Annotated in this window: 22 protein-coding genes; 12 read left to right on the forward strand and 10 right to left on the reverse strand. The window is 72.0% G+C overall.

Translation table 11 applies throughout. The features are described from left to right. Window positions 1–45: 45 nt before the first annotated feature. Complete coding sequence (locus HD596_RS03275) at window positions 46–1,452, reverse strand: MDR family MFS transporter (protein WP_313047505.1); 1,407 nt, start codon at window positions 1,450–1,452, stop codon at window positions 46–48. 98 nt (window positions 1,453–1,550) lie between these two features. On the opposite strand from HD596_RS03275, the gene HD596_RS03280 reads away from it, so the two are divergent. The 3 genes from HD596_RS03280 (at window position 1,551) to HD596_RS03290 (ending at window position 3,625) form a co-directional block, all read left to right on the forward strand. Further along, window positions 1,551–2,042, forward strand: a complete 492-nt coding sequence (locus HD596_RS03280; RefSeq protein WP_185067812.1) for a PadR family transcriptional regulator — start codon at window positions 1,551–1,553, stop codon at window positions 2,040–2,042. Between the two features lie 106 nt (window positions 2,043–2,148). Next, a complete protein-coding gene (locus HD596_RS03285; RefSeq protein WP_185067813.1) occupies window positions 2,149–3,129 on the forward strand; it encodes a rod shape-determining protein in 981 nt (326 codons plus the stop codon). 58 nt (window positions 3,130–3,187) lie between these two features. Then, a complete protein-coding gene (locus HD596_RS03290; RefSeq protein WP_185067814.1) occupies window positions 3,188–3,625 on the forward strand; it encodes a hypothetical protein in 438 nt (145 codons plus the stop codon). Window positions 3,626–3,639: 14 nt separating this feature from the next. Here the strand turns inward: HD596_RS03290 and HD596_RS03295 are convergent, their stop codons facing one another. Genes HD596_RS03295 through HD596_RS03310 form a run of 4 tightly spaced genes read right to left on the reverse strand, consistent with a single transcriptional unit; the run spans window position 3,640 to window position 7,206 of the window. Next, window positions 3,640–4,860, reverse strand: coding sequence for an ABC transporter permease (locus HD596_RS03295; RefSeq protein ID WP_246554103.1), 1,221 nt, complete (start codon window positions 4,858–4,860; stop codon window positions 3,640–3,642). Further along, window positions 4,860–5,555, reverse strand: a complete 696-nt coding sequence (locus HD596_RS03300; RefSeq protein WP_281398138.1) for an ABC transporter ATP-binding protein — start codon at window positions 5,553–5,555, stop codon at window positions 4,860–4,862. Before HD596_RS03300 ends, HD596_RS03295 begins: the two co-directional genes overlap by 1 nt. Next, window positions 5,552–6,685 carry an efflux RND transporter periplasmic adaptor subunit gene (locus tag HD596_RS03305; RefSeq protein WP_185067815.1) on the reverse strand — a complete coding sequence of 378 codons (1,134 nt, stop codon included), beginning with the start codon at window positions 6,683–6,685 and terminating at the stop codon, window positions 5,552–5,554. The genes HD596_RS03300 and HD596_RS03305 overlap by 4 nt, the downstream gene beginning before the upstream one ends. Next, a complete protein-coding gene (locus tag HD596_RS03310; protein ID WP_185067816.1) occupies window positions 6,685–7,206 on the reverse strand; it encodes a hypothetical protein in 522 nt (173 codons plus the stop codon). The genes HD596_RS03305 and HD596_RS03310 overlap by 1 nt, the downstream gene beginning before the upstream one ends. Before the next feature lie 156 nt (window positions 7,207–7,362). On the opposite strand from HD596_RS03310, the gene HD596_RS03315 reads away from it, so the two are divergent. From HD596_RS03315 to HD596_RS03325, 3 genes are read left to right on the forward strand one after another with little or no spacing between them, the layout of a single operon-like run. Then, the gene (locus HD596_RS03315) at window positions 7,363–8,019 is read left to right on the forward strand and encodes a response regulator transcription factor (RefSeq protein ID WP_185067817.1); all 657 of its coding nucleotides are present in this window, start codon (window positions 7,363–7,365) and stop codon (window positions 8,017–8,019) included. Beyond that, window positions 8,016–9,416, forward strand: coding sequence for a sensor histidine kinase (locus tag HD596_RS03320; RefSeq protein WP_185067818.1), 1,401 nt, complete (start codon window positions 8,016–8,018; stop codon window positions 9,414–9,416). Before HD596_RS03315 ends, HD596_RS03320 begins: the two co-directional genes overlap by 4 nt. A gap of 19 nt (window positions 9,417–9,435) precedes the next feature. Then, a complete protein-coding gene (locus HD596_RS03325) occupies window positions 9,436–9,792 on the forward strand; it encodes an ArsC/Spx/MgsR family protein (protein ID WP_185067819.1) in 357 nt (118 codons plus the stop codon). Window positions 9,793–10,599: 807 nt separating this feature from the next. Here the strand turns inward: HD596_RS03325 and HD596_RS03330 are convergent. From HD596_RS03330 to HD596_RS03340, 3 genes are all read right to left on the reverse strand, one after another. Then, complete coding sequence (locus HD596_RS03330; protein WP_185078264.1) at window positions 10,600–11,088, reverse strand: hypothetical protein; 489 nt, start codon at window positions 11,086–11,088, stop codon at window positions 10,600–10,602. 62 nt (window positions 11,089–11,150) lie between these two features. Then, entirely contained in the window at window positions 11,151–12,353 is a 1,203-nt protein-coding gene (locus tag HD596_RS03335; RefSeq protein WP_185067820.1) for an MFS transporter, read from the reverse strand. A 534-nt stretch (window positions 12,354–12,887) separates the two neighbouring features. Next, on the reverse strand, window positions 12,888–13,544 hold the full coding sequence (locus tag HD596_RS03340) for a class I SAM-dependent methyltransferase (protein ID WP_185067821.1): 657 nt from the start codon (window positions 13,542–13,544) through the stop codon (window positions 12,888–12,890). Window positions 13,545–13,676: 132 nt separating this feature from the next. Between HD596_RS03340 and HD596_RS63510 the strand changes: the two genes are divergently transcribed. Beyond that, a complete protein-coding gene (locus HD596_RS63510; protein WP_185067822.1) occupies window positions 13,677–15,440 on the forward strand; it encodes a serine/threonine protein kinase in 1,764 nt (587 codons plus the stop codon). Further along, window positions 15,437–17,200, forward strand: coding sequence for a serine/threonine protein kinase (locus HD596_RS03350; RefSeq protein WP_185067823.1), 1,764 nt, complete (start codon window positions 15,437–15,439; stop codon window positions 17,198–17,200). The genes HD596_RS63510 and HD596_RS03350 overlap by 4 nt, the downstream gene beginning before the upstream one ends. On the opposite strand, the gene HD596_RS03355 is transcribed toward HD596_RS03350, so the two are convergent. Then, on the reverse strand, window positions 17,197–18,039 hold the full coding sequence (locus HD596_RS03355; RefSeq protein WP_185067824.1) for an SDR family oxidoreductase: 843 nt from the start codon (window positions 18,037–18,039) through the stop codon (window positions 17,197–17,199). The genes HD596_RS03350 and HD596_RS03355 overlap by 4 nt on opposite strands. Before the next feature lie 87 nt (window positions 18,040–18,126). Here HD596_RS03355 and HD596_RS03360 point away from each other — a divergent pair, with 87 nt between their 5' ends. The 3 genes from HD596_RS03360 to HD596_RS03370 all read left to right on the forward strand — a co-directional run bounded on the left by HD596_RS03360 (window position 18,127) and on the right by HD596_RS03370 (window position 21,399). Further along, the gene (locus HD596_RS03360; protein ID WP_185067825.1) at window positions 18,127–18,831 is read left to right on the forward strand and encodes a hypothetical protein; all 705 of its coding nucleotides are present in this window, start codon (window positions 18,127–18,129) and stop codon (window positions 18,829–18,831) included. Window positions 18,832–19,060: 229 nt separating this feature from the next. Then, a complete protein-coding gene (locus HD596_RS03365) occupies window positions 19,061–20,443 on the forward strand; it encodes a phenylacetate--CoA ligase family protein (RefSeq protein WP_185067826.1) in 1,383 nt (460 codons plus the stop codon). After that, window positions 20,440–21,399, forward strand: a complete 960-nt coding sequence (locus HD596_RS03370; protein ID WP_185067827.1) for a hypothetical protein — start codon at window positions 20,440–20,442, stop codon at window positions 21,397–21,399. Before HD596_RS03365 ends, HD596_RS03370 begins: the two co-directional genes overlap by 4 nt. A 4-nt stretch (window positions 21,400–21,403) precedes the next feature. On the opposite strand, the gene HD596_RS03375 is transcribed toward HD596_RS03370, so the two are convergent. Then, window positions 21,404–24,349, reverse strand: a complete 2,946-nt coding sequence (locus HD596_RS03375) for an AfsR/SARP family transcriptional regulator (protein ID WP_185067828.1) — start codon at window positions 24,347–24,349, stop codon at window positions 21,404–21,406. Between the two features lie 98 nt (window positions 24,350–24,447). On the opposite strand from HD596_RS03375, the gene HD596_RS03380 reads away from it, so the two are divergent. Next, the gene (locus HD596_RS03380) at window positions 24,448–26,247 is read left to right on the forward strand and encodes a glycoside hydrolase family 15 protein (protein WP_185067829.1); all 1,800 of its coding nucleotides are present in this window, start codon (window positions 24,448–24,450) and stop codon (window positions 26,245–26,247) included. Window position 26,248 lies beyond the last annotated feature (1 nt).

Genomic DNA, 26,248 nt, shown 5'->3' on the forward strand with positions numbered 1-26,248 from the left:
GACCTCCATGGTGTTGGGGACTATCACAGCTTCGCATGGCGCCGCTTATGACGCGAAACTGGCCTCAACCCTGCTCTGCGGCGTGGCGGGCACCTCCAGCCGCCTGGCCGGCATCGCCACCAGCGCGATCAGGGCGAGCAGCGCCCCCGCCACCCCCAGCGACGGGATGACCGCCGCCGCGGCGGAGGCGTGCGCGGCGGCCAGGCCGTGCACGGGCGCCTCCGCCGTGACCGTCGAGGTGTAGAGGGTGCCGCCGACGGCCAGCGCCACGGAGCCGCCGATCTGGCGGAAGAAGGTCAGGTTCGCGGAGGCGACGCCGATGTACTGCGGCTCGACGGACTGCTGGGAGGCCACGGTCAGGCCGGACAGCATCGGGCCCATGCCCAGCCCGAGCAGCAGCATCCAGCCGGCCAGCAGCAGCCCGTCGGTGTGCGCGGTCAGGTTCAGGCAGAGCAGGGCGCCCGCGACGAGCAGGAACGGGGAGGCCACCAGCCACGGCTTGTAGACCCTGGTCCTGGACATGAGCGCGCCCATGACGACGCTGCCCAGGACCATGGCCAGCGTCATCGGGTAGATCCTCAGCCCGGACTCGGTGGCGCTGACGCCGAGGGACTGCTGGAAGTAACGCGGCAGGAACACCACGCCGGCGTACATGCAGAAGGCCGTAAAAAACGACGTGACGTTCACGAGCGTGTAGGTGCGGTTGCCGAACAGGTGCATGGGCATGATCGGGCTGGCCGCCCGCCTCTCGACCAGCACGAACACCGCCAGCAACGCGGCCGCGAGCACGATCGGCCCGGCCACGGCGGCGTCGGTCCAGGTGTGCCCGTCCAGGCCCTTCTCCGTCAGGCCCAGCAGCAGCGCGCTGATGGCCACGGTGAAGACCGCGATGCCCGCGTAGTCGGGACGCCCGCCGCCGCCCACGCCCGGCCGCTTCGGCAGGCGGCGCGCGACGATCGCGATCAGCACGAGGCCGATCGGCACGTTCACGTAGAAGGCCCACCGCCAGGTCGCGTGGTCGGTGAACAACCCTCCCAGGAACGGCCCGGCCAGGTACGTCAGGCCCATCACGCCGCCGAGCGCGCCCTGCACGCGGGCGCCGTTCGTACCCGGCGGGAACATCTCCATCACCAGCGCCATCGACAGCGGCAGCAGCGCGCCCGCGCCGAGCCCCTGCAGCGCGCGGAACGCGATGAGCTGCGGCATGTCCTGCGCCGCCCCGCACAGCGCGGACCCGGCCACGAACACCACCATCCCGATCAGCAGCAGCGGCTTGCGGCCGTGCTGGTCGGACAGCCGGCCGTAGAGCGGCACGGTCACCGTCGAGGTGAGCAGGTACGCCGTCACCACCCAGACGTAGAGCGTCGTGCCGCCCAGCTCGGCCGTGATCCGCGGTAACGCGGTGCCGACGATCGTCTGGTCGAGCATCGCCAGGAACATCCCGCCGAGCACCGCGAGCAAGAGAAGCCCTTGAGGCTTTATGTCATCATTCACATGTGAAGACTGATATGTAAATCCTGACATGTCAAGTCTTCGGTATGCTGGCGCGCATGTCCCTTCGGATCGCGCTTCTCGGACTGCTCGAGGCGGTGGGCCCGGCGAGCGGGTACGACCTGACCAAGAAGTTCGAGCACTCGCTCAACCACGTCTGGCAGGCCGGGCACACGCAGATCTATCCCGAGCTGGTGAAGATGGCGGCCGACGGCCTGGTCGAGGCCTCGTCGGAGGGCGTGAGGGGGCGCAAGATCTACACGATCACCTCCGAGGGGGCGCGGCAGCTGCACACGTGGCTGGTGGAGCACGAGCCCGTCTTCGTCGTCCGCAACGAGACCGCGCTGCAGGCGTTCCTGCTGCCGCTGCTGTCCACGGAGGAGGCGATCGCGGTGGTCGAGCGGATCAAGGCCGGCTACGCGGCCCGGCTGGCGGTCCTCGACTGCCAGCCCGCGGACCTCGGCCAGTACGCGCTGCGCCTCGGGCTGGCCCAGGTCCGCACCGGCCTCGAGTGGGCCGAGGAGACCCTGGCCGCCCTCAGGAGCCGCTGAGCCCGCCCGGGTAAAGGGGAACCACTCCGTTCCTGGTGTTGCGTTGGAGCGGCCCAGGAAATAGACCCGGCATGCCCGCCACGATCGCCACGTCCACAGTCGCGTCATGAGTCTCCTCGGCCGCGACCTGGCGATCGACCTCGGGAGCTCCCGCACGCGGATCTACGCCAGGGGCAAGGGCATCGTGCTCGACGAACCCTCCGCGGTGACGATCGACGGCCGTACCGGCAAGGTCATCGGGTACGGCGCCGACGCGACGGGCGAGGAGACGTGCTGGCCGGTCAGCGGCGGCCTGCCGGCCGACGGCGACCTCGCCCGGCGGCTGGTCAAGCACTTCCTGAGCAAGGTGCACCGGCGCCCGCTCGCCAGGCCACGCCTGGTCATGGCCCTGCCCGACGGCTCCACGCCGATCGAGCGGGCCACGCTGCGCGACGTGGCGTACGAGGCGGAGGCCAGGCAGATCCGGCTGATCCCGCACTCGCTCGCGGCGGCGCTCGGCGCGGGCCTGCCCGTCCGCGACTACGTGGGGGGCATGGTGATCGACATCGGGCGCGACTCCGCCAGGATCGCCGTGCTCTCCGGCGGGGAGGCCGTGACCACGACGGCGGTCCCGAGCGGTGGCCGGGCCGTGGACCGGGCCATCGCCCGCCTGGTCGAACACGAGCACGGCCGCACGCTCGACGAACGCGAGGCGGAGGCGGCCAAACACCAGGCCGGCGCCGACGGTGACCCATCGCACCGCCACGTGACCGTACGCGCCCGGGACCCGGAGACCGGCCGCGAGCACGACGTGCGGCTGCCCGTGGAACGGATCCGCGAGGCGGCCGGTCCGGCGATCGAGTCCATCGTGTGGGCGGCGCGGGAGACCGTCGGGGGCTGCCCCGCCGAACTCACCGCCGACCTCGGGGAACGCGGCGCGGTGCTGGTGGGGGGCGGCGCGCTGCTCGCGGGGCTCGCGCAGCGGCTGCGGGAGTCCCTGCGCATGCCGGTACGGCGGGCGGAACGGCCGCTGGAGTGCGTGGCGCTCGGCCTCGGCACCTGCGTGGACGACCTGGGCCTGCGTGCCCGGCTCCGCCGGCGCCGTTGATCATTCTGTTTTCGTTCTTTTGCGGGTGGCGCCGGACGATCTCGGATATGGTCCGATCGTGCACGCCTGCCGTCACGGCTTATCCGCGGTGCTCCTCTGCGTCGCGGCGATGACGGCCTGCACGGCTTCCGAGCCGCCCACTCTCGAAGACGCCGCCCGGCAGCTCGACTCCGACGGCGGCGCCCTGCTCACCTCCACCGGCCTCCGGCTGTCGACCGATTCGCCGGTGGACGACGACTCGTGCGTGCCGGGGCAGGTGCGGCGGTACTTCCGCGCCGAGAGCGACCTCGCCTCCGCCTCCGCGGGGCTGCTGGACCGGCTCCAGGCGATGGGGTACGACAAGGTGGTCGACGACCTGGACCTGCGGGACGGCGATCAGGACGTTTCCGTGCTGCGCAATCCCGAGACGCGGCTGACGTTCGAGCTGACCGTGCTCTCCGGCGACCGGCCCGGCGTCCGGGTCATCGGCAAGACCACCTGCTACGCCACCGACTGACGCCGCCGAGGGCGTCAGGGCGTGGACAGGGCCTCGGTCGGGGACAGGCGGGAGGCGCGGACGGCGGGGTAGAGGCCGGCGGCGGCGCCGATGGCCAGGGTGGCGGCCAGACCGCCGACGGTGGCCCAGGCCGGGACCACGGAGGGCCAGCCGCTGTACAGCGCGTAGCCCATCGTGACGCCCGTCCCCAGGAGGATCCCCCCTCCCCCGCCCAAAGCCGACAGCAGCAGCGACTCCGCCAGGAACTGGGTGCGGACCTGCCCCCGGGTGGCCCCGAGCGAGCGGCGGAGGCCGATTTCGGCGCGGCGTTCCAGCACCGAGATGACCATCGTGTTGGCCACCCCCACCCCGCCCACGAGCAGGGCCACCGCGCCCACGCCCAGCAGGAGGTTGGCGAACGCCTGGCTGGTCGCCTGCTTGGCGGCCAGGGCGTCGGACGGGCGGGAGACGTCCACCTCGTTGGGCGCCTCCGGGTTGGCGGTGCCGGCCAGCACCTGGCGTACGGCCTCCAGCTTGGACTCCTCCGAACGGGTGTAGAGCGTGGTCGGGTGCCCGTCGAAGCCCAGCCTGGACTCCGCCACCGGCCAGCCCACCAGGACGGCGCTGTCCAGTTCGGTGGCGAGCGCCACCGGGTTCATGACCCCGACGACCGCGAAGCGGACGCCGCCGATCACCACCTGCGTGTCGGGCCCGACCGAGCCCACGCCGAGCCGCCGGGCGGCGGAGGAGCCGAGCACGGCGGCCGGGTAGCGTTCGGTGGCGGCGTTGAGCCAGGTCCCGCTCCGCAGCGTCGCGCCGACGGTGGCGGGCAGGTCGAGGCGGGCCGCGTACGTGGACATGCCGCCGGTCTGGGCCTCGGGGATCTCCTCCGACCGGTAGACCTTGGCGTCGCCCACCCGCCCGATCGACGAGACCGCCTGGACGGGGCCGATCCGTTCGATCATCGCCTCCGCGTCCTTCGGCATCTGCGCGGCCTCGCCCATGAGCGTGGTGCCGGACGAGACCGTGAGCAGGTTGGTGCCGAGCGCGGAGAGCGTACGGTCGAGCTCGGCGCCCGACGAGGACGACAGCCCGACCACGCTCACCATGGCCGCGATGCCGATGGCGATGCCGAGCGCCGACAGGAAGGCCCGCAGCGGTCGCGTGCGCAGGCCGACCGCCCCGACGCGCATCACGTCGCGGGGCCGCATCCTGGCCGGGGACAGCTTCGGCCGGGCCACCTCCGTGACGGTCATCACACCGCCTCCAGCGGGACCCGCGCGGTGTCGGAGATGATCCGGCCGTCGCGCATCCGCACCTGCCTGGGCAGGCTGGCGGCGATCTCCCGGTCGTGCGTGATGATCACGATGGTGGTGCCGCTCGCGTTCAGCTCGTGCAGCAGCTCCATCACCCCCGTACCCGACACCGAGTCCAGGGCCCCGGTCGGTTCGTCGGCCAGGAGCAGCGGCGGGTCGCCCGCCACCGCCCTGGCGATGGCCACGCGCTGCCGCTCGCCGCCGGACAGCTCGTGCGGCTCGTGGTCCATCCGGTGGCCGAGCCCCACCCGTTCGAGCGCCCTGGCCGCGCGGCGGCGCCGCTCCGACCGGCTCAGGCCGGTGTAGACGAGGCCGTCGGCCACGTTGTCCAGCGCCGGGACCTTCGCGGCGAGGTGGAACGACTGGAACACGAACCCGATCGTGGTGGCCCGCAGCGCCGACAACTGGTTGTCGGAGAGCTTGGAGACGTCGTACCCGTCGATGTGGATGGTCCCGGACGTCGGGCGGTCGAGGGTGCCGACGACGTTGAGCATCGTCGACTTGCCCGAGCCGGACGGCCCGACGATGGCGACCAGCTCGCCGTGCTCGATGCGCAGCGACACCGACCGCAGCGCCGCCACCCCGCCCGGGTACGTCCTGGAGACGTCCGTCAGCGCGATCATGGGGTACGTCATGTCGGCATCCCCACGGTCATGCCCTCGGTGAGCCCGTCACCGCTGACCTCCACGCGTCCCCCGGCGAACAGCCCCGTCTCGACCTTGACGTAGCGGGACCGGCCGCCTTCGACGACCTCCAGGCCGTAGCCGCCCTCCTGCAACGCCACCAGCGCCGCGACCGGCACGGTCAGCACGTTCTTGCGCTGGGAGGCCGTGAACGTGACGTCCACCGCCGCCTTGTCCAGCCCCTTGGCGGACTTGGAGTCGCCGATCGAGACCAGTGCCTCGACCCGGGTCTCCGGTTCGGCGTTCTGGCCCTCGCCGGGCTTGACGACCGTGGCGACCTCGGTGACCTTGCCCCGTACGTCCTTGCCGTCCGGCAGCGTGACCTGGACCTTGGATCCCTTCTTGGCCATCCGCTGGTCCTCGGCCTCCAGCTCGACCGTGACCACCTTGGACGTGCCGGTATAAGTCAGGATTTTCTGCCCGGGGGCGGCCGGCTGGCCCTCCTCGGACTCCAGGCTCTCCACCCGTACCTTGCCGGGGGCGAAGACGACCCGGCCCAGCTCGACCACGCCCGTCTCGTCCAGGCCGCGGTCCTCCTGCCACTCCTTGACGGCCTCGGCGGTGTCGTAGGTGTACTCGTCGTCGACCGTGAAACCGTCGTAGCCGAGCTTCTTGAGGTTGCGCTCCAGGTTCTCGACGTCCTTGCCCTCCACGCCGATCTTGAGGTCGCGATAGGCGGGCGTGTCGCCGTACATGAGCATGACCGGCTGGTTGTCCAGCCGGTACAGCGACCGGCCGCGGGTGATCTGGGCGCCGCTGTCGGGCAGCCAGGTGATCGTGCCGGGCTTCCTGCTCATCGCCGTCGTCACGGGGCCGTAGCCGAGCTCGCCGTCGGCGTCCCTGGTGTCGTTCAGGGTCTGCCTGGTCACCGCGGTGGTGGCCGGGGGCAGGGCGGTGGCCGACCGGGTGGGGCCGGCGCCGCCCTTCAGCAGGCCGGCGCTGTTGATCGCCACGAACCCGCCGCCCGCGGCGACCAGCGCGATCAGGAGCCCGGCGACCACCTTGCCCCGGCCGCGCCGGCGGCGCGGCCGGGAGGGCGGGGAGCCGGGCTCCGCCTTCCCGTCGATGGTGGCCATCCCCATCACATGCCTCCCATGCCCGCCTCAGAGAGCTCCTTCTCGCACTTCTGCTGGGCGGACTTGAAATCGGGGTCCTGGCCGACCTCGGCGTTGATGCGCACCATGCCGCCCTCGGGGTCGGGGTAGGACTCGACGCCGTTGTCACGCATGCACTGGGCGACCTTGCGCAGCGCCTCGGCCCGCTGGGGGTCGACCTTGCCGCCCTCCCCGCCCATCTTCGGCGCGTACTGCTTGCACGCCTGCTGGGCCGCCTCGACCTTCTCCTGCGGGACGCTGCCGTCGAACTTCATCATGATGCCCTTGCCGGGCTCGGGGTCGGGGACGTCGACGCCGTTCTCGCGCATGCACTGGGCGAACTTGAGACCGCGCTCGTGCGGGTCCTCGCTGGGCTTCGCGCCGGCCGCGGCCGGGCTGCCGGTGCCGGACACCGACGCCACGTCGGAGCCGCCGCCGTCGCCCGAGCCGCAGGCGGCCAGGGTCAGGGTGAGCGCCAGGGCCATCGCGCTGAGGACTGGTCCTCGCATGGGTGTTCTCCTCCGTCGAATGGACGTGCTTCGAGGGGAGATGCAATAGGGGCCGCTGTTTCCTCAGCGTTTCCGTCCGCTGTTCGTGCTGGGGCTTATTTTGAGCAAATGCCGTCTACGCCACACTCGGCTCCGTAAGCAGAAGAAAGGTGCACGATGCGGGTGCTGGTGGTGGAGGACGAGCCGCTGCTCGCCGACGCGATCGCCGAGTGGCTGCGCGAGGAGACGCACGCGGTCGATCTGGCGCACGACGGCGAGGCGGCGCTGGAACGGATCGCGGTCAACGACTACGACGTGGTCGTGCTGGACCGGGACCTGCCGCGCGTGCACGGCGACGACGTATGCCGGGAGCTCGTCGCGTCCGAGCGGGACGCGCGGGTGCTGATGCTGACCGCCGCCGTCCAGCTCGACGACCGGGTGACCGGGCTGTCCCTGGGGGCCGACGACTACCTGTCGAAGCCGTTCGCGTTCCCCGAGCTGGCCGCGCGGGTCCTGGCACTGGGGCGGCGCTCCCGGCCGGCCGTGCCGCCGGTGCTGCGCAGGGCCGGGATCACGCTGGACCCGGCGCGCAGGGAGGTCTTCAGGAACGGGCGGTTCGTCCCGTTGTCGAAGAAGGAGTTCGCCGTCCTGACGGAGCTGATGCGGGCGAACGGCACCGTGGTCTCGGCCGAGCGGCTGCTGGAGAAGGCGTGGGACGAGCACGCCGACCCGTTCACGGGCGCGGTCAGGCTCACCATTCTCAAGCTGCGCCGCAAGCTCGCCGATCCGCCGGTGGTGGAGACCGTGCCAGGGGTCGGGTACCGGATCGCATGAGCTTCCCGAAGCGGCTCGTACGGCCGCGGCCCACGCTGCGGCTGCGGCTCACCGTGTTGTACGGCGCCCTGTTCATGCTCGCCGGGCTGACCCTGCTCGGCGTCACCTATCTGCTGTTCAACCAGCAGCTGACGCAGTCGTTCGAGAGCCGGTTCACCGCCCCGCCGGGCAAGTCCAAGCAGCTGTTCTTCGTCCAGGACGGCGTCGAGCTCTCCGGCGCGGCGGCGTACGAGTGGATGCGGCAGCAGGAGCTGGAGCTGCGCCGCGCGGCCATCACCTCACTGCTCACCCAGGGCCTGATCGCGCTGGTCGTGGTCGGCGCCGTGGCCGTCTGGCTCGGCTGGGTGGTCGCCGGACGGGTGCTGGCCCGGCTGCACCGGGTCACCGAGACGGCGCGCAGGATCGCCGCCGCGCCCATGGCCGAGCGCGGGCTGCACGAGCGGATCGCGCTGGAGGGGCCGGACGACGACGTCAAGACGCTCGCCGACACGTTCGACACCATGGTGGAGCGGCTGGACCAGTCCTTCGACGGGCAACGCAGGTTCGTGGCGAACGCCTCCCACGAGCTGCGCACGCCGCTGACGCTGAACCGGGCGCTGGTCGAGCTGGCCATGCACCGCCGTACGGCCTCGGCGGAGATCAAGGAGCTGGGCGAGAGCCTGCTGGAGATCAACGCCCGCCACGAGCGGCTCATCTCCGGGCTGTTGCTGCTGGCCAGGTCGGAGCAGGAGATCACGGACCGCTCCCCGGTGGACCTGGCCGACGTGGTGACGCACGTGGTCAGGCAGACGGCCACGGACGCCCGCGACTGCAAGGTCACCGTGTACGAGGTCACCGCCCAGGCGCCTACCGTCGGGGATGCCCTGTTGCTGGAACGGCTGGTGCACAACCTGGTCGAGAACGGCATCCGGCACAACCTGGACGACGGGACCGGGTGGGTGCGGGTGGTAAGCCGGATCGTGCCCGGCGACTCGTGCACCTCGGGCGGCTCGGGCGGCTCCGGCAGCTCCGGCAGCTCCGGCAGCTCCGGCAGCTCGGACGGGTGGGGCGGCTCCGGCGGCTCGGGCGACTCGGGAGGGTGGGGCTGCTCGGGAGGCTCGGGCGACTCAGGCAGCTCAGGAAGGTGGGGCGGCTCGGGCTGCTCGGGCTGCTCGGGCGGGAGAGCCGAGGTCGAGGTCAGCAACACCGGGCCGGACGTGCCGCCGTACGAGATCCCGCAGCTCTTCAAGCCGTTCCACCGGCACGGGGCCGAGCGCGTGATCACGGCCAGGAGCGCGGGGCTGGGGCTGTCGATCGTACGGTCGGTGGCGGTGGCTCACGGCGGGGACGTCCAGGCAAGGCCCCGGGAGGGCGGCGGCCTGGTCGTGACCGCGTCGCTGCCGCTCACCCCCCATTGACTCGATACTGTCGGGTGTCATGGAGATCTGGATCAATCCGGCGTGCTCGAAGTGCCGTTCCGCGCTGTCCATCCTGGACGCCGAGGCCGCCGAGTACACCGTGCGCCACTACCTCGAGGACCCGCCCGACGAGGCCGAGATCCGCGCGGTCCTGACCCGGCTGGGCCTCGAACCGTGGGACATCACCAGGACCGGCGAGGCCCGGGCGACCGAGCTCGGCATGGCCACCTGGCCGCGCGACGCGGACACCCGTGATCGGTGGATCGGAGCGCTGGCGGAGAACCCGATCCTGATCCAACGACCGATCATCACGGCCGACGACGGGACAACGGTGGTCGCCCGATCCGAGGACGCCGTCCGCTCCATACTCCCCTGACCACTCCCTAAGGCTCGCCACCGAACGCGGCCAGGAGCTGCGGCTCGCCACCGCGCACGGTCGGAGCTGCGGATCCCGCCAAGCCCGGCCAGAGAACTACGGATCGCCGTTGAGCACGGTCAGAGCTGTGGATCGCCGCCGAATGCGGTCAGAGCCGCAAATCGCTGCAGATCGCCGCAGGTCCCGGCCAATCGCCAGTCGAAGAGGTATCGCGGCCGATCGCCAGTCGTCGCGGCGCCGCATCCGCATCCAGCGCCGCGACGATCCACCCGCCACGCCCGCACCCTGACGGCCAGCCACCGCACAGCCCGCGCCCTCCTCGACACCGCGACGGTCCGACCACCGCACAGCCCAAGCCCTTCTCGGCACCGCCACGGTCCGACGACTGCAGCCCGCGCACTTCTCCGCACCCTGACGGTCCGACCACCGCACAGCCCGCGCCCTTCTCGGCACCGCCACGGTCCGACCACCGCACTCCGGCGCCCTTCTCGGTGGCGCGGTAGTCCCGCCACCAACCGTCCGTTCGTTCGCGCCGATTTCGATCGCATCCGCGCGGACGCGCAGGTCGTCGGGCTCGCGGGGGCGGGCGGCGAGGATCACGACGCCGACGCCGAGCGACACCGACCGGCACCAGCCGACTGCGGGCGTCGAACCGCCTGTCGTTGACGGCCCCCGGGCGGCGGTGCGCGGCCTCACCCCCGGCCCGGCCTCACCCCCGACGCCGCCTCACCCCCCGGCGCCGCCTCGGCCGCGGCGGGGATGGGGCGTGGTGCGGGCGATCCTACGACCCCCGTGTGGATCGCTTTGTCAGTTGACGCAGTCCTGCGTCTTGAGGACGAGCGCCAGCTCGTAGACCTTGCCCTTGGAGAGCAGGAACGAGTAGTTGGCCTTGGAGTTGCCGGGGACGCCCACGTACGGATAGCCGCTGGCCGCCGTCTTGACCCCCGGGTACGCCTTCTTGATCTGCGTCATCGTGGAGCCGAGGCCGATGCCCTCGGGCGTCTTGACACCCTTCGCGGCGAAGATCAGAGCCACGCCGCGCTTCTTGGAGATGTACAGGCCCACGTTGTCCTTACCGCTGGGCAGCGCCTTCAGGTCCCACCCCGCGCACGAGCCCGCCTCGCCGGCCCTCTTGAGCACGACCGCTCCGGTCGCCTTGGCCTGCTTCTCGCTCATGCCGAGCTTGACCTTGCCATAGCCGTACGGCCCGAGCGTGGTCTGGGCGGACTGGGCGAACGCGGGCGCGCCGGCGGTGAGCAGTGCCCCGCCTGCCAGGACCGCCACAAGCACCTTCATCACGATGATCTCCCCTGTGTCGAACGATACGCATGCTTCGAGTGGCGGACCCGGCGGAAAGTTCATCCACTCTCGTCACGAATACGCCACACCGGCGGCACCAGCAGGCTCACACCCGTTACAAGCACCGCCGCCACGGCGCACACGCTCAGGACGGGCCCGCTGCCCAGCAGCGCCGCCGCGGGCCCCGCCAGGCCCATGCCGACGGGGGTGGCCACGAGGGCGCCGAGCATGGTGACGGAGGTGGCGCGGGCGACGAATTCCTCCGGGAGGTGGCGCTGGATCGAGGTGGTCTGGAGGACGTTGTAGACCACCAGCTCCATGCCGGCGGCCGCCGCCGCGAGCGCCAGTAACCAGAGCGCGGCGGGGATCGCCAGCAGCGCCGGGAGCGGGGCCATCAGGAGGAAGAAGAGGAGCGCTGCGGCCACGGGCCGCCCCGGTCGCCAGCGGGCGCCGACGAAGCCCCCGGCCAGCCCGCCGACGGCGTACGCAATGCCGATGACCGACCAGGCGGGAGCACCGCCGAGATGCTGGTCGGCTACGTACGGGCCGAGGATCAGAATCGGGGAGACGACGAGCACGTTCGTGAGCGCGCTGTGGATCGTCCACACCCACAGCCATCGGTGCCGGGAGAACTCCGCGAACCCGCCGCCGATGCCGGCCAGCACACCACCGCTCGGGCGCGGTTGTTCCGTCTCAAGGGGCAGGCGGTAAAGGAAGGCCGCACTCACCAGGAACGTCAGCGCGTCGACCAGGATGGCCCAGCCCGGTCCGACCAGCGCCACCAGGGCTCCGGCAGCGCCGAGCGCCAGGATCGACGCCGCGCTCCTCGAGATCGAGATCAGGGAGTTGGCCGTCTGCACGTGCTCCCTGCCGGCCAGCCCGATGACGAGGCCCGCCGCGGCCGGGGCGAAGAACGCCGATCCCGCACCGGCGATCAACTGCAGGGCGACCAGCATCCAGAGGTGCGCGGCACCGGTGAGCAGCAGTATCGCCGTCGTGCCGTGCGCGGCGAAGCGGGTCAGGTCAGCGAGCAACATGACGGTCCTGCGGGAGAACCGGTCGCCGACCGCGCCGCCCAGCAGGGTCAGGAGGATGACGGGCAGCCGGGTGCTGAGGACCACGATCCCCAGGTCCACTGGTGATCCGGTGAGGTGCAGGACGGCGAACGCGATCGCCAGCGGGGTCAGCGAGTCGCCGACCGCGGAGGCGCTCTGACCCAGGTAGTAGCGCCGGAACCCCCTGGCCGCCAGCGGCGCGAACATCGAACGCGACCGCGCCGAGACCGCTTGGCCACCAGCGTCCCGCTGCCCACCCGCGCCGAGCCGAGCGCCGCCATCAGGCTGGATCTCTGCAGCGGCTGGAACGGCGACACCGGAATGGTCGGCCGTAGCGGCTGGAGCACCGGCATCACGCCCGATGGTCTCGGCGGCTGGAACGGCGACATCAGGGGCGGTGGCCGGGCCCCGGGGATCGGGCTCGACACCCTCGGTACCAGGGGTGCTGGGGCCGAGCGGCGCCGCGAGGTGGTGGGCATCGGGTGCCGTGAGGTGGCGGGGGTCGCTAACTGCCGGGTGGCGGGCGTCGGGTGCGGCAAGGTGGCGGGGGTTGCCAACGGAGGGGTGGTGGGTGTTGGGTGCGGTGGGGTTGAGCGGCTGGGGCTCGGTTGTGCTCCGGCGGCTGCGATCGGACACCGTGCCCCCTTTCGACGCGCGTGGCATCGGCACTCGTCCCTGGTTGCCGGTGCCGGTCCGAAGATCGGGAGACACTCTGGCAGGTCCTACCGACAGTTCCGGGAGTCAGGCAGGGGTGTAGTGCGCGTTTACGGCGGGCTGGCCGGTGTAGTTGGGGCCGGCCTGGTCGTCTGCGCCCAGGTAGCGGTACGGGAAGTCGAGGCGTCTGCGGCCCCGGCAGCTGATCCTTCTGGTGCGCCCGTCATACGTCATTCCTTGCGAGCGCAGGGCGGTGGTGAGACGGCGGCCGGCGGGGGCGCCGTCCGGGAGGCGGATGCTGTGGGTGTCGAAGTTCGCGACGAAGAGGCCGTCCTCGGTGAGCCAGTCGGCGGCCTTCGCCAGGAGGGCAAGCTTGTCGCCAATGTAGTGGAGGCCGTGCACGCAGGTGATGAGGTCGAACGGGGCATCGGGGCGCCAGGTGGCGGCGGAGGCGGCGATCAGTCGCAGGTGTAGGGGGCTGGGCGGGCAGGCGAAGAAGTCGACGAGGTCCACGCCCACGATCTCGGCGTCCTGTCCGAGCAGTGCGGCGGCCTCGGTGAGGGCGTTCGCCGTGCCGCAGCACAGGTCCAGCCAGCGCGCCGGCCGGGCTTGCGTGGCGCGGAGCACGTTGATGACGTCGATGCCGAGCTCTCGGTCGTAGGAGGGGAGGCGGCGTTCGCGGTTCATCAGGCTGTTGGCCACGATGGGCGAGTACTCCAGCTCGTCGTCCGTGGTCAGCGGCATGATCTCACCCTACTGGCCGCGGCCCGGGTCACCGGAAGGTTTCCGACAGATCCGGAACTTCGCCACAAATCCATATGCAGTCGCTATCGTACGTAACGATCAGCCGCCCCCGTCTCAGGAGTCACTTCTCTCATGCCGCAAGTCGAACCGCTGCGGGAGGATGACCCGGCGACAGTAGGGGAATACCGCTTGTTCGGCCGGCTGGGCGCGGGCGGGCAGGGGACCGTCTACCTCGGGCAGGCTCCCGGTGGGAACCCCGTGGCGGTCAAGGTGCTGCGCGAGGGTGCGGGGTTCGACGACAGGCTGGCCAAGGAGATCGCGGCGGCGCGGCGGGTGGAGCCGTTCTGCATCGCCCAGGTGCTGGACGCCTCGCTGGGCGGCCCACGACCGTACATCGTGACCGAGTACGTGGACGGCCCCTCGCTCCACCAGGCCGGTCGCCACAGCGGAGCCGACCTGCAACGGCTCGCCGTCGCCACGGCCACCGCACTGGCCGCCATCCACCAGGCGGGCATCGTCCACCGGGACTTCAAGCCCGCGAACGTCCTGCTCGGTCCCGGCGGCCCGCGCGTCATCGACTTCGGCATCGCCCGCGCCATGGACGACGCCCTCACCCACACCAGCAGCATCGTCGGCACGCCCGCGTACATGGCGCCCGAGCAGCTGGCGGGGCAGTCGGTGGGGCCGGCGGCGGACGTGTTCGCCTGGGCGTCGGTCATGGCGTGGGCGGCCAACGGGACGCCGCCGTTCGGGCAGGACACGCTGCCGGCCATCATCAACCGCATCCTCCACAACGAACCCCAGCTCGGCGACCTCCCGCATCCGTTACGGGGCATCGTGTACGACTGCCTGGCCAAGGATCCGCAGGCCCGGCCGACGATGCGGGATGTCATCCTGCGGTTGCTGAGCGGGCAGAACTCCGGTGGGCCGGGTCCGATGCCAGGATCCGCATGGGGGCAGGGTCAGATTCTGGGTCAGGGGCCGGTGCCAGGGCAGGGGCAGGTGCTGGGTCAGGGTTTCGGGCCTGGGAACGGGCCGATGCCGGGGTCGGTGCCGGGGCAAGGGCCGATTCCCGGGCCGGGACATGGGCCGTTGCCGGGGCAAGGACCGATGCCAGGCCAAGGACCGATTCCTGGGCAGAGGCAGGGGCCGTTGCCGGGGCAAGGACCGATGCCAGGCCAAGGACCGATTCCTGGGCAGGGGCCGGGGCCGGGGCGGCGGGGGGCAGTTGGGCGGCGGGTCGTGCTTCCGGTGGCCGTGGGGGTGTCGGGGGTCATGGTGGTGGCGCTGATCGGTGGCCTCGTCTGGCTTGCGCCCTGGTCGAAGCCGCCCGGCCAGGCGTCGTTCGCGGCCGATCAGCCCAGCTCGTCCGCCATCACCAAAATCTCGGAGCCTCCGGCTGCGAAGACGCCGCCCCAGAAGACCCGCAAGAAAACTCCCAAACCTACCCAGAAGATCACCCCCAAGGTCACGCCCACGACACCGACGGCGACGCCCACTCCCAAGCGCACCACGGCGCGCCCGACCGTGACTCCCACCCCCACCAAGACCACCAAGAAGCCGGTCGCGAACGCCAGGGTCAGCATCCTCGAGATCGAGCTGTTCGGCGGCCCTGGGCAGAGTCAGGGAAGCGGCTGCTACATGCCGCCGATCCATTTCCAGACCAACGTGGAGTCGACCCGGCAGGAGGTGTGGGTCTCCTACACGTGGCTGCTGGACGGCAAGGCCGTCTCGCGGAACAGGTCGTGGGTGTCCAAGGGCGGATACACCGCGTTCGCGTCGACCTCCGGCCAGTACATGCTCAAGGCCGGGCGCCACACGGTCGCCCTCAAGGTCACCTCCCCGTCGGCGGCGCAGAAGAGCGTGTCGTTCAACGTCTGTGCCATCCCGACATGATGACGCCGGAGGCCATCGGCCCGTACCGGGTCGTCAAGCAGCTCGGCGAGGGCGGCCAGGGCGTGGTCTACCTGGCCACCGCCCCCGACGGCACCCGGGTCGCCGTCAAGGCGCTGCACGAGGGGCTGCCGGGTGACGGACGGTTCGCGAAGGAGATCGCGGCGGCGCGGCGGGTGGAGCCGTTCTGCATCGCCCAGGTGCTGGACGCCTCGCTGGGCGGCCCACGGCCGTACATTGTCACCGAGTACGTGGACGGCCCCTCGCTCCACCAGGCCGGTCGCCACAGCGGAGCCGACCTGCAACGGCTCGCCGTCGCCACGGCCACCGCGCTGGCCGCCATCCACCGGGCCGGCGTCGTGCACCGGGACTTCAAGCCCGCGAACGTCCTGCTCGGACGCGACGGGCCGCGCGTCATCGACTTCGGCATCGCCCGCGCCATGGACGCCGCGCTGACCCGTACCAGCAGCGTCGTGGGGACGCCCGCGTACATGGCGCCCGAGCAGTTCATGGGCGCCGCCGCGGGTCCGGCGGTGGACGTGTTCGCGTGGGGGGCCGTCATGGTGTACGCGGCCACCGGCGCCCCGCCGTTCGGCAACGACTCCGTGCCCGCGGTGCTCAGGCGGATCCAGTACGAGGAGCCGCAGCTCGGTGGGGTGCCGGAGCCGCTGCGATCGATCGTGTACGCCTGCCTGGCCAAGGATCCGGCGGCCCGTCCGGCCATGCACGACGTCCTCTTCCAGCTGATCGGCGGCCAGGCACCCCCGCCGCCGCCACCGGGCCGACCAGTTCACCTGGCCGCACCAGCCCCAGGCCCGCAAGCCCCAGGCCTCCAAGCGCCGGGCTCAGCGCCCTTGGGGTCAGGGCGCGGGAGCATAGCGACGTCCCCAGGCTCGGGGGCGTTTCCAGGCCCAGGGGTGTCGCCAGGGCCGACGGCGTTTCCGGGAGGGCCCGGGTACGGGGCCGTCCCTGGTCAGGCGCCTTTCCCGGGCGGACCTCATGGGCCGGGCCGGGGACCCGCGCATCACCCCGGCGGCCCCTTTCCGCACCAGCCGCCGATCGTCCACCTCCAGACCAACCCCGGCCGGGGAACCTCCGGCAACGGCCGCCTCCTCGCGTTCCTGGCCGGCGGCACCGCGGTCGTCGTGACCGGCGCCGTGCTGGCCGCCTGGGCCTGGGCGCCGTGGTGGCCCGGCCGTGCCACCACCGCCAACATCGTCACCGCCTCCACCCCGACCGTCTCCGACTCGGGCACCGGGGCGAAGAAGTCCGCCAAGACCCCGCACCCCAGCAAGACCGCCAAAACCCCCAAGACCCCAAAAACTCCCAAAACCTCCACAACCCCCAAGGCCACCACCACGACCCGCCCCACCGCCGACCCCACCGTCAGCCGAACGTCCAGGCCCACCACCAGGCCCAGCACCTCCAAACCGACCGCGACCAGCGGCGGCGGCGGGGTGAAGTCCGTGACCTTCAGGTACGAGGGCTACAAGCTGAGCGACTGCTGGCGCAACGACACGAACATCTGGGCCACGGTCTCGGCCACGGGCACCTACAGCTACCGATGGCTCGTCAACGGCCAGAACCAGGGCAGGCAGGAGGGCACGTCGTCGTCCAAACCCCTGCTGCCGTCCATCACGTGGAAGGGGGCCGGCACGTACAACATCGTCTTCGAGGTGGTCACCCCGACGAGGTTCACGAAGAGCACTACCGTGAAGATCTGCAGCAACAGCGAGAGCTGGGGCGAGGGGTGGCCGGACTAGCCCTGGCCCTTGGCCAGGAGCTCCTCGAACGTGGTCGCGGGGTGCCCGGTCAGCGTGGGAATGCCGTCGCTGACCCCCTCCAGCTCACCCGCGGCGATGGCCTCGTACGTCGACACCCACGCCGCCACCTGCCACCCGGGCGCGTTGTAGCCGCGGCGCGACTCGTAAGCCTCTTCGACCGTCTCCGGGTGGTACGTGATCGTACGCCCGGTCGCCCTGGTCAGCGCGGCGGCCACCTCGTCCAGCGTCAGGGCCTGCGGCCCGGTGAGGTCGTAGGTCGCGCCCTCGTGCGCGCCCGGGTCCAGCAGGACGGCGGCCGCCGCCTCCGCGATGTCGTCCTGGGCCACCGCCGCGACCCGCCCCTGCCCGGCCGGGCCGCGGATCACGCCGTCCTCCCCCGCCATGCCCGGCAGGAAGTCGGCGTAGAGGTTGTCACGCAGGAAGGTGAAGGGCAGGCCGCTGGCGCGAATGTGCTGCTCGGTCACCCAATGGTCGCGCGCCAGCGTGAACGTGGCGTCCGGGGCGGCGCCGTAGAACGAGATGTACACCAGATGGGTGACCCCGGCGTCGCGGGCGGCGTCCACGAACGTGCGATGCCGGTCGAGGCGGTCGGCGCTCTCCGACGCGGACACGAACAGCACGGTCGAGGCCCCTTCGAGGGCCCGCCGCACCGCGCCCGGATCGCCGTACTCGGCGCTGACCGCGGTCGCGCCCGCGAGCGGGGCGACGCGGTCGGCCTGACGTGAGACGAGCCGCTGCTCGATCCCGGCGGCGGCGAGCAGCGCGGCCACCCGCCCGCCGAGGCGGCCGGTGGCACCCGTGGTGACGATGAAGCCCATGCTGTCACCCTATTGCGCCCGGAGCTGTCAACCAGGCGTACCCGTGCCCCGTCTCCTCATGGTCCCCATCCGTCGCAAGGAGTCGCCGTGCGTGTTCTGCTGCTCGTCCCAGCCGCCACCCTGTTGCTCTCGTCCGCCGCCGCCCGGGCCGAGGTCGTGGAGTACGCATGCAAGGTCCGCGCCACGGGCCAGACGCAGGACGTGAAGGTCGAGGTCGAGCTGACCGTGCCCACGGACGCGCAGGTGGGCAAGGAGATGGCCATCGGCTGGCACGGCACGTACGTGGCGGGCTCCGAGTTACGCGCACCCGCCACGGGCCTGGAGGACGACCTCAACCTGTACGCGTACGCGGGGATCAGCGGCATCGAGAAGCTGACGTCGGCCACCGGCGTCGCCGCGATCGGGCCGATCATCCCCGACGCTCCCGTCCCGCTCCCCGCGACGACGGTCAACCTGAAGACGACCTCCAAGAACCCGGGCACCGGCACCGTCCACGCGGCCTCCATCAACTTCGGTAGCAGCGCCAGCGACCGCGCGATCGAGTGCGAGGTCAAGAACGAGGACGCCCGGACGGAATACCCCCTCGCCATCACCGGAACGGGGGAAACCACGAGCCCCAGCCCCAGCGAGACGGACACGAAGACCAAAACCCCGGCGGGCGCGGCCGACACGGGTGGCGGTGGTGAGGCGGGGCCCGATGGGCGGGTGCTGGTGGGGGTGGGGTCGCTGCTCGTCCTCGCCTCCGCGACCGGCCTGGTCCTGCGGCGACGCAGGGTTGTAGCGGGCTTGTAGCGGCCCTGTAGGACCTGGGCTGATCGTTTACGGCAGAGGGGCGCAAGAAGCCCCCTGTCCCGAACAACGAGGGAGAGTCCCATGGTCAAGACTGTTCGCCGGTACGCCAAGTACGCCATCAGCACGCTGTCGACCGCGGTTTTCGTCCTCAACGGCTGACACTCGGGTGTCCCCCGGGCGCTCCGGGCCCCGGGGGACACACTGCACCATCGCGACAGGAGGGCGAGGCGTGTTCGGCACAGCGGTGCGGCAACTGGGCTACGCGTGGACGATGATGTCCGGCCGCAGGTTCCGGATCAAGGACGTGCGGGCGCTGGTGGAGGACACGCGGGCGACCATGGAGACGTTCGGATCGCCCGGGGAGGGCTCCGACGACATGCTCGCCGCCGCCGACCCGGAGATCCAGGAGGACCTCACGAAGCGGCGCCTGCGCCGCACGATCAGGCACGCCCGCGCGGAGGTCCCGTACTACCGTGGTCTCGAGTCGGACGACCTGGCCGGCATCGCGCCCACCCCCAAGCAGGCGCTGCGCGGCATGTCCGCCGCGTTCGTCTCCGAGCTGGCCCGTCCCGCCGTGCTCGCGCACACGACCGGCACGACCGGCAGCCCCACGCTCGTGTGGTTCTCCGCGTACGAGATCGAGCTGATGTCGTCGATGGCGGCGCTCGCCGCGATGCTGAACGGCGGCCTGCGCTCCGAGCACCTGTGGGCCAACGCCATCAGCTCCCGTTCCATCGCCCAGATCGTGGCCGAGCGGGCGGTGCCGATGACGGGCGCGGGCTTCGTGCACCTCGGCATGATCGACCCGCGCGCCACCCTCGACCGGCTGGCCACCCCGATGCACGTCCCCGGCAAGCAGCCCCTGATCACGCACCTGAACGTGACCGCCTCCTACCTGGCCGCGCTGGTGCAGGAGGCCGAGCGCGGCGGCTGGAGCCCGCGCGACTTCGGGCTCATCGAGGTGACGTCCGGCGGCGAGGTGCTCACCGACGCGCTGCGCCTGCGCGCCGAGGAGGCCCTGGGGGCCAGGGTCTACGACGGCTACTCCATGACCGAGATCGCGCCCGTCACCGGGCGGGTCTGCGCTGACGGCCACCTGCATCTCCCCTCCGACCAGGGCCTGATCGAGGTGCTCGACCCGGTCACCATGGAGCCCGCCGGGCCGGACGCGCTCGGCGTCCTGGTCGTCACCCCGTTCTCCACCTTCCGCGACACCACGCTGCTGCTCCGGTACGTCACCGGCGACCTGGTCAGAACCCTGCCCGAGCCGCCCACGTGCGCGCTGGCGGCGATCCCGGCGACCTCCCGCATCCTGGGACGCGCCGTGGACGGCGACGTGACCACCCGTGACGTGCTGGACCTGCTGCAGGAAGAGCACGCGCTGCCGTTGCCGACCAGGTTCGCGGTCGAGGACGGGATCCTGCACGTCGTGTCGGGCAAGGACGACCCGGCGCTGCTCGGCCGGCTGGAGGAGCGGGCCGCCGCGACGAAGCTCAAGGGCATCGTGCTGGTCGAGAGCCCCGACGACCTGCCGCGCCCCTGCCACGTCCGGGCGGACCTGATCGAGCAGAGCTTCGAGCACGCCGCGCACCTCCCGATCGGAGTCCGATGACCGCGCACGTCCTGGGCCTGCACACGCTCATCGCGCTGACCGTGGCGCTGGCGGCCCTGTTCCTGTCCCGGTACGAGATCCCGCGCCCGCCGGTCGGCAAGTTCGTCGGGTCCGACATCGCCATCATGATCGTGGCGCTGGTGGCGATGCCGTTCGCGTACCTGCACATCCCGGTCGGCATCGTCGTGACGGTCTTCGGCGTCGTGGTGTTCACGATCGCGCAGCTCACGCTGGCGCCGGTGCTCGGCGGGCGGACGGCGGCGATCGCGGCGGCGGTGCTGGTCGGCGGCGACGTGGCCGCGTACTTCGCCGGCTGGGAGCCCGCCGTCCTCGTGCTGAACGACGTGGCGGTGGTCCTGCTCGTCGTCGGCGTGGTCAACCTCTGGGTCCAGACGGCCGTCACCCCGGCCCAGGTGGCCGCCCTGGCCGCCGCGCTGACCTGCTACGACACGCTCGCCACCGGGCTCAGCTCGCTCACGCTCGACTTCGTGGCGCGGCTGGACGGGCTGCCGTTCGCGCCGGTGCTGGCCACCCGCTACGGCGCCGACGCCTCGCTCGTCGGGCTGGGCGACTGCCTCATGCTCACATTGTGGCCGCTGGTGGCGTACAAGAGGTACGGCAGGGTGGCCGGCTGGCTGGCGGCCGGGATCGACGCCGCGCTGCTGGCCGTCGCGGCCACGGCCTTCCTGGCCGGGAGCGGCGCGATACCGCTGCTGACCCCGCTCGGCCCGCTCATCGTCGCGCAGTGGCTCTTCTGGCGCACCCGCCCCGTCCCGGCGCCGTCGCGGCCGGTGGTGGAGCGGGCGCTGGGCGAGGCGATCCCCGCGGGCGTGTGGGTGGCGCTGGCCGACGGCGAGATCGTCGGCGAGGGCCCCACGCCGGGAAGCGCCCGGCGGGCGGCCCGGCAGTCGGGCCTCGAGACCGTCCCCGTGGTGCGGCACCGCCCCGCTGAATGACAGGTCAGTCCTGGTTCGCGCGCAGGAAGGCCTCGACCTGGGCCCGTTCCGGCCCGCTCTCGAACAGCTCGGCCGACTCGCGCCACACCGCCGCCGCGCACGGGTGCTCCCCCAGCTCGGCGTACGCGCGGCCGAGCTCCCTGAGCACGCGGGCCCGCCAGGTCGGCGGCCCGGCGGGGCCGAGCCCGTCGCGGGCGGTGACCAGCAGGCCGAGCGCCTCCGCGGCGCGCCCCTGCCGCAGCCGCACCTCGCCCAGCGCGTACGTGGCCAGCGCCTCCCCCAGCCCGTCCCCGCACTCGCGGAAGAGCGACCTGGCCCGGTCGAGCGCCTCCACGGCCTCGTCGAACCGCCCGAGCGCCCCCAGCGCCTCACCGAGCCTGCGCAGCCCCTTGCTGGCCGCGACGCGGTCCCCGATCATCTCGCTGATCACCAGGCTCTCCTGGTAGCACCACACGGCCTCGGCCACCTCGCCGTGCCGGTAGCGGGCGATGCCCAGGGCCCGCAGCAGGTCGCCGCGGGCCCGCCGGTCCTCTCCCGTCCTGGCCAGCCGCTCCTGGCAGAGCCGCACCGCCTCGCCGTACCGGCCCAGCTCCATGTGCATGTAGACGGGCCACGTCCAGGCGTAGTCGAGGCCGCCCTCGTCGCCCAGTTCCTCCAGCAGGGCGATGGCCCGGTGCGCCTCCTCGAGCCCCTCCTCGAACAGCCCGGCCCCGTGGAGGCAGGCCGCCCGGTTGATCAGCGCGTACGCGGCCCCGTGCGAGTCCCCGATCCGCAGACAGTCCTGATATATCCGGCTGAAGTGCTCTTCCGCCGCCCCGTAGACCCCGCGCGACAGCGGCACCCCGGCCAGCAGCAGCTCGGCCCGCAGCGCGATCCGCTCGCTCGGCGCCGCCGCGATCACGATCCGCTGCAGCCGCTCCACGTCGTCGAAGAACCCCTCCAGGTTCAGGTACGCCGACAGGTGGTGCGCCAGCTCGGCCGCCTCCTCCGCCATCCCCAGCTCGACGGCCGCCGACACGCTGTGGACGAGCGTCCTGCGCTCCGCGGCCAGCCAGGCGATCCCGACCCCGTCGATCGCCTCGGCCTGGGGGAAGGGCGGCGCCGTCGGGATGGGCAGGTCTCTGGTGGCCGCCCTGAGCCGGCGCAGGCACTCCAGCACGTGCCGGGCCAGTGCCGCCCGCTGGTCCTCGGGGTCGTCCTCGACCCGGGCCCGCTCTTCGGCGTACACGCGTAACAGGTCGTGCAGGCGGTAACGCGGCTGCCCCGCCCCGTCGACCTCGCCCGAGTCGAGCATCCCCCTGGCGACCAGCGTCTCCAGCGCCGCGTCCGCCTCCAGCCCGGACGAGCCGAGCAGGGCCGCCGCCGACCACTCGGCGATGCTGCCCAGGTCGGCCAGCCCCAGCAGCCTGAACGCCCGCCGCGCCGGCTCCGGCAGGGCCGCGTAGCTGTCCCCGAACGTGCCCCGCACGTCCAGCCCGCCCACGATCAGCTCGTCGAGCCGCCGGTCCTCGAGCCTGCTGGCGAACACGCCGACCGGCCAGGACGGGCGGATCGCCAGCCGCGCGCCCGCCACCCTGATCGCCAGCGGCAGCAGCCCGCAGGCCTTCAGGATCGCCCGCGCGGCCTCGGGCGCCGCGCGGAAGCGCGCCCCGCCCGCCACCCGCTCCAGCAGCAGCCGGGCGTCGTGCTCGCCGGGCAGGTCGAGCTGCAGCCGGGTGGCCCCCTCCAGGGCGGGCAGCCGCGACCTGGACGTCACCAGCACGCAGCTGCGCGCGGTGCCCGGCAGCAGGTGGCGCACCTGCGTCTCGTCCTGGGCGTCGTCGAGGACGATGAGCACGCCCATGTCGGCCAGGCGCTGCCTGAGCAGGCTGGCCCGCTCCTCCAGCGGCCCCGGGACCAGCGTGCCGTCCACGCCCAGCGAGCGCAGCAGCTCGCCGAGCAGGTCCTCCGGCCGCCGCGGGCCGGCCGCGTCCCGGCCCAGCCGCAGGAAGAGCTGCCCGTCGGGGTAGTCGGCGCGTAACAGGTGCGCCGCGTGCACGGTGAGCGTGGTCTTCCCCACTCCGGGCAGCCCCGACACGACCACGATGGGCGGCGACATCCGCTCCGGCCGGGCCCGCGCGGCCGGGAGCAGCACGTCCAGCTCGGCCTCGCGGCCCACGAAGTCGGAGGTGTCGGCGGGCAGCTGGCACAGCGGCACGCGCGGGGAGACCGTGGCGCTCGGCGCGGGGTCGCCGGCCAGCAGGGCGGCGTGCAGGTCGGCCAGCTCGCGGCCCGGCTCGATGCCCAGCTCGTTGCTGAGCACCGCGCGGGCCTGGCGGAAGGCGTCGAGCGCCTCGCTGCGCCGCCCGCTCCTGTGCAGGGCCAGCATGAGCTGCGCCCACAGCCGCTCGCGCAGCGGGTGGGCGGCGACCAGCGTGCGCAGCTCGACCACCAGGTCCTCGCCGCCGAGCTCCAGCCGGACGTCGATCCACTCGGACCTGGCCAGGAGGAGCTGCTCCTCCAGCTCGGCGATCCTGGGCTCCATCGCGCTGCCGAGCCGGCCGTCCTCGGCGGGCCTGCCCCGCCACAGGGACACCGCCGCCTTGTAGGCCTGCTCCGCGGCCTGGTGCTCGCCCGCCTGCCGCGCGCGCCTGGCCCGGCGTACGACGTCCTCGAACGCGAGCAGGTCGAGCTGGCCGGGCGACAGCTCGCACGCGTACCCGGAGGGCTCCGTGCGCAGGCGGAGCGCGGTGCCGCTGACGACGCGGCGCAGCTGGGAGACGTACGTCTGGAGGTTCGCCACGGCCGAGCGCGGCGGGTCGTCCCAGACGGCTGCGACCAAGCGCTCGGTCGAAACCACGACATTGGGGTGGAGCAGCAGGACGCTGAGCACCGCGCGCTGCTTGGCGCTCAGCCGTACGGGCCCTTCTGCGCCTTGTACGCGTAAGGGCCCCAGAATCGAGAAATCCATCGTGGCTGTCTCCCCGAGGCCGTCCGGACCCACGACGCAGTACATCCCTTGCCGGATGTTTTGGCAACCGCCGACCTTGACGGGTCTAGTTTGATGTCATGGGATATCTGCCGATCGGCGAACATGGGCTGATCGGCGACCTGCGAACGGTCGCCCTCGTCGGCACGGACGGCACGATCGACTGGTACTGCTGCCCGCGCTTCGACGCGCCGAGCGTGTTCGGCTCGATCCTGGACGCCGAGCGGGGCGGCTGTTTCGAACTGGCCGCCGATCTCGACATGCGGACCAGGCAGTTCTACATCCCCGACACGAACGTGCTGGTCACCCGGTTCTTCGCGGACGAGGGGATGGCCGAGGTCCAGGACTTCATGCCGGTCGTCGAGGAGGAGACGCACGAGGCCGACCGGCACCGGCTGGTCAGGCGGCTGGTGTGCGTGCGCGGCTCGCTGCCGTTCCGGGTGCTGGTCGCGCCCCGGTTCGACTACGCCGCGCAGGAGCACACCGTACGCATGCACGACGGCCGGGCCACCTTCGAGTCGGCCGGGCTCTCCCTGACCCTGACCTCGACCGTGCCGCTGGAGAGCGACGGGCGTGACGTGCGGGCGCTGTTCACGCTCTCCGAGGGCGAGCAGGCCGTCTTCGCCCTCGACCGGACGGACCTGGGGCTCGGCCCGAAGTCGTGTGCCCTCGCCGAGGCCGAGCAGGAGCTGGCCGACACGGTGCGGTTCTGGCGGTCGTGGCTGTCCGGCTCCCGTTACCGCGGCAGGTGGCGGGAGATGGTGCACCGCTCGGCGCTGACGCTGAAGCTGCTCACGTACGCGCCGACCGGCGGCATCGTCGCGGCCCCCACCACGAGCCTGCCGGAGCAGATCGGCGGCCCACGCAACTGGGACTACCGCTACGTGTGGGTGCGCGACGCGGCCTTCTGCGTGTACGCGCTGCTCAGGCTGGGCTTCACCGAGGAGGCCGAGGCGTTCATGAACTTCCTGTCGAAGCACGTCACGCTCGGCCGCGGCGACCCGTCGGGCCCGCTGCAGATCATGTACGGCATCGACGGCCGCATCGAGTTCCCGGAGCGCGAGCTCCACCACCTGGAGGGCTACCGCGGATCGAGCCCGGTACGCGTGGGCAACGCCGCCGCCGGCCAGCTCCAGATGGACATCTACGGCGCGCTCATCGACTCCGTCTACCTGTACGACAAATGGGGCCAGCCCATCTCCAGCGACCGCTGGGACGAGCTGTGCACGCTGGTCGACTGGGTCTCCGACAACTGGGACCAGCCGGACGAAGGCATCTGGGAGACCCGCGGCGGACGCAAGAACTTCGTCTACTCCAGGCTCATGTGCTGGGTGGCCATCGAGCGGGCCATGCGCATGGCCATCCACCGCGGGCTCCCGGCCGACATACCGCGCTGGCGCGAGGCCCGCGACGGCATCTACCGCCAGATCATGCGGCACGGCTATTCGGCCACGCTGAACGCCTTCGTCCAGCACTTCGGCGAGGACGTGCTGGACGCGTCGGTGCTGATGATGCCGCTGGCCAAGTTCGTCTCGCCCATGGACCCGAAATGGCTGTCCACGCTCGACGCGCTCGCCGAGGGGCTGGTCTCCGACTCGCTGGTCTACCGCTACGACCCCGAGGTCAGCCCCGACGGGCTGCAGGGCTCGGAGGGCACGTTCTCGATCTGCACGTTCTGGTACGTCGAGGCCCTGGCCAGGGCGGGCCGGGTGGAGGAGGCCCGCCGGGTCTTCGACAACATCCTGAGCTACGCCAACCACCTGGGCCTGTACGCCGAGGAGATCGGGCGCTCCGGGGAGCAGCTCGGCAACTTCCCGCAGGCGTTCACCCATCTGGCGCTGATCAGCGCCGCCTTCAACCTCGATCACGCCATGGGTTGAC

The organism is Nonomuraea jabiensis, from assembly GCF_014204795.1.
GTDB classification, from domain to species: domain Bacteria; phylum Actinomycetota; class Actinomycetes; order Streptosporangiales; family Streptosporangiaceae; genus Nonomuraea; species Nonomuraea jabiensis.